The organism is Streptomyces sp. NPDC006197 (genome assembly GCF_040613865.1).
Taxonomy (GTDB): Bacteria; Actinomycetota; Actinomycetes; order Streptomycetales; family Streptomycetaceae; genus Streptomyces.
In genome coordinates, this window is sequence record NZ_JBEXSZ010000217.1 from 1 (window position 1) to 9,697 (window position 9,697).

9 protein-coding genes are annotated in these 9,697 nt (G+C 74.3%); 5 read left to right on the plus strand and 4 right to left on the minus strand.

The window, feature by feature from the left end:
- The first annotated feature begins 193 nt into the window (after positions 1-193).
- The 4 genes from ABZ318_RS37450 to ABZ318_RS37465 all read left to right on the plus strand — a co-directional run bounded on the left by ABZ318_RS37450 (position 194) and on the right by ABZ318_RS37465 (position 5,099).
- A complete protein-coding gene (locus ABZ318_RS37450) occupies positions 194-1,396 on the plus strand; it encodes a bifunctional adenosylcobinamide kinase/adenosylcobinamide-phosphate guanylyltransferase (protein WP_356906891.1) in 1,203 nt (400 codons plus the stop codon).
- A 48-nt stretch (positions 1,397-1,444) separates the two neighbouring features.
- Positions 1,445-2,521 carry a nicotinate-nucleotide--dimethylbenzimidazole phosphoribosyltransferase gene (cobT, locus tag ABZ318_RS37455; protein WP_356906892.1) on the plus strand — a complete coding sequence of 359 codons (1,077 nt, stop codon included), beginning with the start codon at positions 1,445-1,447 and terminating at the stop codon, positions 2,519-2,521.
- Positions 2,522-2,628: 107 nt separating this feature from the next.
- Positions 2,629-4,392, plus strand: coding sequence for a phosphatidylglycerol lysyltransferase domain-containing protein (locus ABZ318_RS37460; RefSeq protein ID WP_356906893.1), 1,764 nt, complete (start codon positions 2,629-2,631; stop codon positions 4,390-4,392).
- The gene (locus ABZ318_RS37465) at positions 4,389-5,099 is read left to right on the plus strand and encodes a hypothetical protein (RefSeq protein ID WP_356906894.1); all 711 of its coding nucleotides are present in this window, start codon (positions 4,389-4,391) and stop codon (positions 5,097-5,099) included. The genes ABZ318_RS37460 and ABZ318_RS37465 overlap by 4 nt, the downstream gene beginning before the upstream one ends.
- On the opposite strand, the gene ABZ318_RS37470 is transcribed toward ABZ318_RS37465, so the two are convergent.
- Positions 5,039-5,803 (minus strand): hypothetical protein, encoded by a 765-nt coding sequence (locus tag ABZ318_RS37470; protein WP_356906895.1) that lies wholly within the window; start codon positions 5,801-5,803, stop codon positions 5,039-5,041. The genes ABZ318_RS37465 and ABZ318_RS37470 overlap by 61 nt on opposite strands.
- Before the next feature lie 67 nt (positions 5,804-5,870).
- Here ABZ318_RS37470 and cobS point away from each other — a divergent pair, with 67 nt between their 5' ends.
- Entirely contained in the window at positions 5,871-6,644 is a 774-nt protein-coding gene (gene cobS / locus ABZ318_RS37475) for an adenosylcobinamide-GDP ribazoletransferase (RefSeq protein ID WP_356906896.1), read from the plus strand.
- 161 nt (positions 6,645-6,805) lie between these two features.
- Here cobS and ABZ318_RS37480 read toward each other — a convergent pair whose 3' ends face one another.
- From ABZ318_RS37480 to ABZ318_RS37490, 3 genes are all read right to left on the minus strand, one after another.
- Positions 6,806-7,600: an endo alpha-1,4 polygalactosaminidase gene (locus ABZ318_RS37480; RefSeq protein ID WP_356906897.1), complete on the minus strand. Its 795-nt coding sequence runs from the start codon at positions 7,598-7,600 to the stop codon at positions 6,806-6,808.
- The gene (locus ABZ318_RS37485; protein ID WP_356906898.1) at positions 7,597-8,217 is read right to left on the minus strand and encodes a spherulation-specific family 4 protein; all 621 of its coding nucleotides are present in this window, start codon (positions 8,215-8,217) and stop codon (positions 7,597-7,599) included. The genes ABZ318_RS37480 and ABZ318_RS37485 overlap by 4 nt, the downstream gene beginning before the upstream one ends.
- Before the next feature lie 7 nt (positions 8,218-8,224).
- A partial coding sequence (locus tag ABZ318_RS37490; RefSeq protein ID WP_356906899.1) for a hypothetical protein occupies positions 8,225-9,697 on the minus strand: 1,473 nt, incomplete at its 5' end.

A 9,697-nucleotide genomic window follows, 5' to 3' on the forward strand; every position in this document is an offset into this window, starting at 1 on the left:
ATGGTCCGGGTCGCTAGAACGGTGACCACCGGCGCCGCCGAGATGTCCACTGTCTGCCAGGGGCATTTCGACCGGGGCCAGTGGTTTGTGACGGGCCGCCACGTCCATGCCATGTCAGCCTCCGGATGATCGGTTTCCTGCCCGCAGCGTAGCCGGGCGCGCACGCCTCGCGGTGGCGCGGGAGGATCTGAGGGTGGAACTGACTCTGCTCGGCACCGGCGCCCCGCTCGGCCTCCCCCGCTCCGACTGCCCCTGCGCCGTGTGCGCGCGCTCCCGAGGGCCGCGTGCGCGGGCCGCGACCGCGCTGCTCGTGGACGGGGCCCTGCTGCTCGATCTGACCCCGGGGGCCGCGCTCGCGGCGGCCCGGTCGGGGCATTCGCTGGTGGGGGTGCGGCAGGTGCTGCTGTCGCATCCGCACGACGGGCCCGCCGTCGAGGTGCCCGCGGGGCTTCCGACGGCCGGGCGGGTGCCGGACGGACGGGAGTTGACGCTGATCAGCGGGCACCGGGTGCGGGCCGTGTCGATGGACTCCCCGGGGACCGGGTACGAGGTGACCTCGGCCGACGGCGAGCGGCTGCTGTATCTGCCGCCGGGGGGCGCGCCCGCGGGGATCGTGGACGACCACCGCGCGCCGTACGACATGGTCGTCGCCGATGTCACCGGGCGGCCGGACGGGCTCGCCCGGCTGCGGGCGACGGGAGCCGTCGGCCCGGCCACCGAGGTGATCGCGGTGCACCTGGACCACGACGCGCCGACGGGCGCCGAGCTGGACCGGCGGCTCGCGGCGGCGGGGGCGCGGGCGGTGCCGGACGGGACGACGCTGTACGTCGGCGACTACCACGAGGTGCCGGAGGTGCCCCGGCGGACCCTGGTGACGGGCGGGGCGCGGTCGGGGAAGTCGGTGGAGGCCGAGCGGCGCCTGGGGACCTTCCCCGAGGTGCTGTACGTGGCGACGGGCGGCACCCGGGAGGGCGACCCGGAGTGGGCCGAGCGGGTCGGGCTGCACCGGGAGCGGCGGCCGGGCTCGTGGCGTACGGCCGAGACCTGTGAGCTCGTACCGCTGCTGGAGGAGGACGGTCCGGCGCTGCTGATCGACTGTCTGTCGCTGTGGCTGACGGACGCCATGGACCGGGTGGGCGCATGGGACGACGAGACCTGGGCGGACGGCGGGCAGGCGGCGCTGCGGGAGCGGACGGCGGAGCTGGTGGCGGCGGTGCGGGCGACGAGCCGTACGGTCGTGGCGGTGACGAACGAGGTCGGCTCCGGGGTGGTGCCGGCGACGGCGGCGGGCCGCCGGTTCCGGGACGAGCTGGGCCGGCTGAACGCGTCCTTCGCGGACGAGTGCGAGGAGGTCGTCCTCGTGGTCGCCGGGCAGGCGCTCGTACTGCGCGGGTAGGGTTCCGATCGCTGATGGCCCTCGCTGACCTGTCACTAGGCGGAACCCTTGAACCTGGACGACTTCTCCGATCTGATCGAGCGCCCCGACGGCGGGATACGGCGTGACGCCGAGGAGCGCAGGGAGCGGCTGTCCGTGCCGCCGGGTGCGCTCGGGCGGCTGGACGAGCTGGGCGAGTGGCTGTCCGCGGCGCAGGCCTCGGTCAAGGTGCGGGCGATCGAGCAGCCGAAGGTCGTGCTGTTCGCGGGCGACCACGGGGTGGCCTCGCTCGACGTGTCGGGCCGCGCGGCGGGCACGGCGCACGAGCTGGTGCGCGCGGTGCTCGACGGGGCGAGCCCGGTGGCCGTCCTCGCCCGCTCGACGGACGTGCCGGTGCGGATCGTGGACGCCGGTCTGGACTGCGATCCGGAGCTGCTGCCCGCCGAGGTGGTACGGCACCGGGTGCGGCGCGGCAGCGGCCGGATCCACATCGAGGACGCGCTGACGGTCGAGGAGACGGAGGCGGCGGTCCGGCTCGGCATCGCGATCGCCGACGAGGAGGCGGACTCGGGCACCGATCTGGTGGTGCTCGGGGATCTGAGCGTCGGCGGGACGACCCCGGCGGCCACGCTGATCGCGGCCCTGTGCGGGACGGACGCCTCGGTGGTGACCGGCCGGGGCGGTGCCGGGATCGACGATCTGGCGTGGATGCGCAAGTGCGCGGCGATCCGGGACGCGCTGCGGCGGGCCCGGCCGGTCCTGGGCGACCAGCTGGAGCTGCTCGCGGCGGTCGGCGGTGCGGATCTGGCGGCGATGACCGGGTTCCTGCTGCAGGCCTCGGTGCGGCGGATGCCGGTGATCCTGGACGGTGTGGTGGGCGCGGCCTGTGCGCTGGTGGCGCAGCGGGCGGCGTTCCGGGCGCCGGACTGGTGGCTGGCGGGCCAGGTGAGCGGGGAGCCGGCGCAGGCGAAGGCCCTGGACCGGATGGCGCTCAACCCGCTGCTCGATCACGGCGTCCATGTGGGTGAGGGAACCGGGGCATTGCTCGCACTTCCCCTCGTCCAGGCCGCGGCCGCGTTCGCCGCGGAGCTGCCCGAACGTCCGGATCCGACCGCTCCGGACGCCGAGGGGGCCGCGGAGGCCTGAGCGCGGGCGGAAGGGAACGGCCGACTCCGGGGCGGTCGCGCGCGACGCGCGCGTGACCGCCCCGGGCGTCTCCGTGCCGCAAGCGCTGCCCCATATGATCGCTTTTCATGGGAGAAGTCCGCTTGTCTGCCGATGCAGCACCCCGGGGCACGACCGCCCGTTCGCGGCGCGGCGCCGCGTTCGCCGTCTGGTACCTGCGTGTCGTCACGTTCATCAACTTCCTGAGCGCCGTGTGGGTCTCGTTCGGCAACGACCTGCGCCGGCACAACGAGGACGACTACTTCACCCCGTACATGCTCACCGCGGGCTTCGCCTCGGGTGTCTTCACGCTCTTCCTGGCGATCACCATGCGGCGCCGCAAGCGGGCCGCGTGGATCCTCAACCTGGTGCTCAGCGGCCTCTTCCTGCTGCTCTTCGCGCTCGTGATGCTCTTCCCGGAGATCCGGCAGCACGCCCAGAACTGGATCTCGCTGGTCCTCACCGCCGGGTTCGTGCTCGCGCTGCTGCTGGGGCGCAAGGAGTTCTACGCGAAGGGCGACCGCTCCAACCCCAGGCTCGCGGCGGGGGTGGCGGTCGGCGGACTGCTCGTCACCTCGCTGCTCGCCGCCCTCCTGGTGACCGTCACCAACGACTCCACCGGCCACTCCACCTTCCTGGAGCGCTGGAAGTACGGCGTGATGCGGCTGATCACGCTGGCCTCGGACAGCTCGGGGGTCGCCGGGATCAGCACGCCCGGCTGGGTCGACGTCACCATCAACGTCCTGTCCACGCTGCTGCTCTTCGCGGTGCTCTTCGCCGCCTTCCGCTCCCGGCGGGCCGTCGACCCGCTGACCGAGGAGGACGAGGAGCGGCTGCGGCTCCTGCTCGACAAGCAGGGCGAGCGCGACTCGCTCGGCTACTTCGCGCTGCGCCGCGAGAAGAGCGTCGTGTGGTCGCCGAGCGAGAAGGCCGCCATCGCCTACCGGGTGGTCGGCGGCGTCTCGCTCGCCTCCGGCGACCCGATCGGCGACCCGGAGGCCTGGCCGGGCGCCATCGAGCCCTGGCTCGCCGAGGCGCGCGAGCACGGCTGGATCCCGGCGGTGATGGGCGCGAGCGAGGAGGCCGGGGTCATCTACGCCCGGCACGGTCTGGACGCCCTGGAGCTGGGCGACGAGGCGATCGTGGAGACCGACGAGTTCACCCTGGACGGCCGGGCGATGCGGACGGTCCGGCAGGCCTTCAACCGGGTCAAGCGGGCCGGGTACGAGGTCCGGATCCGGCGCCACGAGGACATTCCCGCCGAGGAGATGGCCGGACTCCTCCGCAAGGCGGACGACTGGCGGGACGGGGCCACCGAGCGCGGGTTCTCGATGGCGCTCGGCCGGCTGGGCGATCCCCGGGACGGCCGCTGCGTGATGCTGGAGTGCACCGACGGGACGGGTGAGCTGCGGGCGCTGCTCTCCTTCGTCCCCTGGGGGCCGAAGGGGCTCTCGCTGGACCTGATGCGCCGTGACCGGGACTCCGAGAACGGCCTGATGGAGTTCATGGTCATCGAACTCCTGCAGCGGGCCAAGGAGATCGGGATCACTCAGGTCTCGCTCAACTTCGCGATGTTCCGCTCCGTCTTCGAACGTGGCTCGAAGCTCGGGGCGGGACCCGTGCTGCGCATGTGGCGTTCGCTGCTCAGCTTCTTCTCCCGCTGGTGGCAGATCGAGTCGCTGTACCGCGCCAACGCCAAGTACCGACCGATCTGGGAGCCCCGATTCATGCTCTTCGAGAAGAGTGCGGACCTGCTGCGCATCGGCCTCGCGGCCGGGCGGGCCGAGGGGTTCCTGGAGGCCCCCGGTCTGCCGAAGTGGATGCACCGCAAACATCTGGAGAGCGGTCGTTGAGGGGGGCCCTGAAGGATTTCGCCCGCCGCGAGTGGGGGCCGCTGTTCACCACCGTACGGACGGCGCTGGCCGTGAAGCGGTGGAGGGCGGCGCCGATGACGCTCGGCGCCGTCTGTCTGACCGCCCTGTTCCAGGTCGTGCAGAACCAGGACTGGGGCTATCAGCCGGTCCAGGACATCGGTTCCGTACGGGCCGAGGACCCCTTGTGGCTCGCGCTGCTGCGGACTCCGCTGTCGCTGTTCGTGCCCGCGCTCGACCTGCCCGTCTGGGGCGCCCTCGCACAGGTCCTGCTGGTGTTCGGGATCGCCGAGATCTGCCTCGGGCGGTGGCGGACGCTCGCCGTCGCCTATCTGGCGACGCTGGCCGGCACGCTCTACGCGCGCGTGGGCATCGCCCTCGGCCCGGACAGCCCCTTCGGGCTGCCCGCCTCCGACGCGCAGGTCGTCGACACCGGCCCCTCGGCGGCCGTGGTGGGCCTCGCCGTCTACGTCTGCTGGCGGTACGGGGCACGGTGGACGGGCGCGCTGGTGGTGCTCGCGATGGTGATCGAGGTGGCGGTCAAGGCGAACCTGGCGGGCAAGGAGCACATCGCGGCGATCGCCGCCGTCCTCGTCCTGATCGCGGTCCGGGCCGGGCGCGGGCGGGGTCAGGACGGTGTCGAGCCCCGGCCGGGCACGCGCTCCTGGAAGCCGCCGATCAGGTCCTGAAGGCGGCGCCGCACCTTGGTCCAGCGCTTGTCGTGGCGGTAGGCGCGGATCCGGGAGCGGGCCCTGGCGCGGTGGCGGCGGCCGTAGAGGCGCCGGGACCACCAGGAGCCGGGGCGGGCCAGCCGGACGGCGCCGATGATCGCCACGAACGGGATCAGGATCCCGAACACGGCCATCCGGACCTTCCCCTTCATCAGGGTGACCAGGACGATGAGGAAGTTCAGCGCGATGGTGAGGATGAAGGCCGTCCGGTCCTGGCGCTCCTCCGTCGTCATGTCGTTGACGCCGAGCGGCGAGAAGCCGCTGAGCGCGAGCCCGACCAGGGCCGCGGTGAGGACGACCACCTCGACGCTCTTGCGGCCGTCCTCCGACCAGTACACGTCGTCGAGGTGGAGGATGAGCGCGAACTCGTCCAGGACGAGCCCGGCGCCGATCCCGAAGACGACGGCGAAGACGGCCGCGCCGATGCCGTGCCGGCCGCTGGCCACCGCGCCGAATCCGCCGAGGATCGTGAGGACGACGCCCGGCACGACGTGATGGATGTGGAGGCCTCCCGAGGAGACGTTCCGGAAGGGGCCCTTCCCCGCCCGGATGAGCCGGGTGACGGTGCGGGTGACCAGGAATGTCAGGACGAAGGAGGTCAGAGCGAGCAGCATCGGGAGCTTGCCCGGCTCGACGATGTTCCGGGAGAACCAGTGACCCATGCCACCCACTTCCGATATGCGCGATATGCGCAATCTACCGTCCGGGGGCGGCGATTACCCTGCCCGGATGGACGGCCTGCGTTTCGCCTTCGGCACCCTCACCGTGTTTCCCGCCCGCATCACCCGTTGGGACCGGGACGCGGCGCGCGCCGGCATGCTCAGCGCCCCGCTCGCGGGGCTGACCGTCGGGCTCTGCTCCGCCGCGGCCGGCGCGGCGTTCCTGCTGCTCGGCTCGGGCCCGCTGCTCGCGGCCGTCGTCACCACCGCCGTCCCCGCCCTGCTCACCCGGGGCCTCCACCTCGACGGCCTCGCGGACACCGCCGACGGCCTCGGCAGCGCCAAGCCCGCCGAGGACGCGCTGCGCATCATGAAGCAGTCGGACATCGGCCCGTTCGGCGTCATCGCCCTGGTCCTCGTCCTGCTCGCCCAGGTCGCCGCGCTGTACGAGCTGTACGGGGAGGGCTGGGCGCGCGGCACCGTCGCCGCGGCCCTCGCCGCCACCGTGGCCCGCCTCGCCCTCACCCACGCGTCCCGCCACGGCGTCCCGGCGGCCCGCCCCGAGGGCCTCGGCGCGATCGTCGCCGCGACGGTCCCGACCCGCTCCGCGACCCTCACGACGGCCCTGGTCCTGACCCTCTGCGCCGCGACGGGCCTCCTGCTCTCCCCGTACGACGCCGTCCGCGACGTCCTGGCGGCCGGCGCGGGCCTCGGGGCGGCGGCGCTGCTGCTCCGCCGGTGCGTGCGGCGCTTCGGCGGGGTGACGGGCGATGTGTTCGGCGCGGTGGAGGAGACGGCGGCGACGGTGACCCTGGTCGCGCTGACGCTGGGCTCGGCGGGCTAGGGCCTGTCTGACCATTCGCGTCGGATCAGGCCGGCTCGTTCGGTGCGTGCGATCGGCGTGCGGCCGGGACGCCCTCGTAGCGGAGCTACTTGGGTGTTTCGGCCGTGCGGCGAGCGTGCGTGCCGGGCGGGCCGGACCCGACGGGAATTGTCAGACAGGCCCTAGCAGGGTCGGCGCCAGGCGTCCAGTTCGTACCGTTTCCGCATGGAGCTGAGGCCCAGCTTCCTGGCCTGGGGGCAGAACTGGTCCGTCGTCAGCTCGTACTCGACGTGGAAGACGGCCTTGCCCGCCGCGACGAACGGGGCGAGACGGCCGCACTCGTCGTACTCCGCGCACTGCTCGTTGACCGCGAAGTCGAAGTCCGGGAGCAGCTTCGGGATCTGGTCCAGGTCGTTCTTGAGGCCGACCGCCAGGCCCCGCTCGTGGGCCATGCCGGCGATGAGGCGGTTGTAGCGGAGCTGGTCGGCGGCGGTCAGGGGGAAGCCGGTGCGGTTCTTGTAGCCGTCCATGTTGTCGGGCTCGACGGCGTCGAAGCCCTTGTCCCGGCACATGTCGAGGCGCTTCGCCATGAGGGGGCCGAGGAGGTCGGTGCGGCGGATGTCGAGCCAGCGCTCGCCCTCCCAGCCGTTCCCCTTGCCGAGGAGGGTCTTCGGGAAGTCGTCGGCGTCGGGGCGGAAGTCCTCCCAGGCGCCGGTGGACAGGTAGCAGACGACCTTGCGGCCCCGGCGGTGGAGGTCGGCGACGGTCGACGCCGGATGGTCGAAGCCGTCGATGTCGTACACCGGGACGTCGACGGCCGGGTCGAGCCTGCCGCTGAGCTGCCACTGCCAGGTGAGCCCGGGGGCCGGCCGCCAGCGGTCGCCGGTCGTCTTGGAGTCCGGGTCGGGGGCGGCCGTACAGGCCGTGGCGAGGAGCAGGACTCCCGTGAGCAGGGCCGTCGGGCGGGCGTGCCTCATCGGGCGGGCTCCAGGAGGTGCGGGAGGGTGCCCCAGGGGTGCGCGCCCGTACCCGGAACGGCGCAGTGCACCGGGGTGGCCGGGCGGAAGTCCGCCGGGGCCGCGTAGACGAGGTGGCAGTAGTGGGCGGCGACCGGCAGATCGAGCGTCCGGTACGTGTCCCAGGGGCCCTCGAAGGTGACGAGGAGGTCGGCCTGCGCCTCGTAGCCGGGGTCCGGGTGGGCCCCGTGGTTGAAGACCAGGGTCGCGGCCCCGGCGGCGCGGGCGGCGACCGCGACGCGGCGGTAGTGGGCGAGGGCGGCGGGCGCGGTCGCCACCTGGTCCAGGAAGGCGCCGTCGGCGCCGTACCAGTCGCGGTGGCGGACCAGTTCGGCGACGACCTCGGCGTGCGGGCGGCGTCCGTAGGCGGTGTCCACGTAGCCGAGGACCCGCACCCCGGCCGCCCGCAACTGCCCGGCGGCCTCGGCGAACGCCGGGTCGGGGGCCTCGCCGGCGCCGCTCGCCGGGTTGAGGACGACGCCGTACAGGGACGGCGCCGCGCCGACGAGCGCGGACCAGGCCTCGGGGCGTTCGGACGGGTGCTCGTAGTACGGCACCAGGAGGGAGGGGTTCGTCATGGCGTCCCTAAGCGCGGTGGGCGGTCGGTCGTACCAGCAGGGCGGAGGTCAGGACGGCGAGCACCGCCGCCGCTCCCCCGGCGGCCACCGGGCCCGCCGCCGGCTGCACCGTCTGCGCGGCCGCCGCGAACAGGCAGACGGTGGCGGCGCTGAGCACCGCGCCGAAGGCCTGGAGCAGCAGCCCGAGCCAGAGGACGGTCCCGATCAGGAGCAGGGTGACCAGGCGCGGGAGCGTCGGCCACGGCGCGCCGGGCCAGGCCAGGGTCGCGGCGAGGGTGAGGGCGAGGAGCACGGTGAGGTAGCCGCCGAGGCAGAGCACGAGGGTGCCGGTGACCGCCCGGCGGAACTCGCGGGCGGTGGTGAGGGTCCGCAGCCGGGTCAGGCTCTCGCTCCGGAACCGGTGCAGGAGCCACTCGGCGGGGCCCATGGAGAGGGTGAGCGCGATGACCGCCCCCGCCCCGCTCACCAGCGTGTCGGCCACGCCCGCGTGGAGGACGAGCAGGCCGCTGCCGAGGCCGAAGAGGCCGTACGGGAGGGAGGCGGCGCGCGGGGGTCCGCCGCGGCCCGCCGCGCCCCGCCGGGCGCCGGGGCGCAGGACGGCCGCGGCGAGGACGACGGACGCGGCGAGCGAGGCGAGGAGCAGTCCGGCGCGCAGCGCGTCGGGCAGGTCCCAGCGGAAGGCGGGGACGGCGCCGGCGAGCGGCAGTAGGGCGCAGAGCAGGGCCCGTTCGCGGCCGAGGACGAGGAGGACGGTCGCGGCGGCGAGGTAGAGCGACTGGCCGGCGGCGAAGACGGCGGCCGGTGTCTCGCCGGGCCCGGCGGCCGCGAGGGCGACGGCCGTCCCCGCGAGGGCGCCGGCCGGGGCGCCGGTGAGCAGCGCGCGGGCGGCGGCGGGCCGGTCGCCGAGGCCGAGCCAGGTGTACGCGCGGTGGGAGAGGGCCTGGTTCCAGACCCAGCCGGTGACGGCCCCGGCGAGCAGCGGGACGGTCCCGGCGGGGAGCCCGAACCGGCCGTGTTCCGCGGTGAGCAGCGGGGCTGCGAGGACGTACGCGAGGCCGGGGAGCGCGAAGACGAGCCCGCGCAGCAGACAGCCCCACAGCTCGCCGTGCCAGACACCGGCGGACGGCGCCGACGGTTCGGGGTGGCGCCGCTCCACGCGCGCGTAGAGGTCCTCGGCGAGGGAGAAGGAGTCGGCGCGGCCGTAGGTGAGCCGGATGTGCTCGTCGGTCATGCCGTCGGACTCGAGGATCGCGGCGATCTCGTCCGGGTGCACGGCGGCGGCGACGAACGTGTCGAGCCGCTCGGCGAGTTCGTCGAGCGGATCGGCGGCGAGGTCGCCTCCGGCGGGGAGCGGGGCGGTCCGGGCCGACGACCCGGCGGGGGGCTCGCCTCCGGCGGGGAGCGGGGCGGTCCGGGCCGACGACCCGGCGGGGGGCTCGCCTCCGGCGGGGAGCGGGGCGGTCCGGGCCGACGACCCGGC

Excerpts from the sequence above, each read along its gene's own strand:
- ABZ318_RS37460 (WP_356906893.1), top strand. The coding sequence starts at position 2,629 with ATGGGAGAAGTCCGCTTGTCTGCCGATGCAGCACCCCGGGGCACGACC.
- cobS (WP_356906896.1), top strand. The coding sequence starts at position 5,871 with ATGGACGGCCTGCGTTTCGCCTTCGGCACCCTCACCGTGTTTCCCGCC.
- ABZ318_RS37470 (WP_356906895.1), bottom strand. The coding sequence starts at position 5,803 with ATGGGTCACTGGTTCTCCCGGAACATCGTCGAGCCGGGCAAGCTCCCG.
- ABZ318_RS37480 (WP_356906897.1), bottom strand. The coding sequence starts at position 7,600 with ATGAGGCACGCCCGCCCGACGGCCCTGCTCACGGGAGTCCTGCTCCTC.
- ABZ318_RS37485 (WP_356906898.1), bottom strand. The coding sequence starts at position 8,217 with ATGACGAACCCCTCCCTCCTGGTGCCGTACTACGAGCACCCGTCCGAA.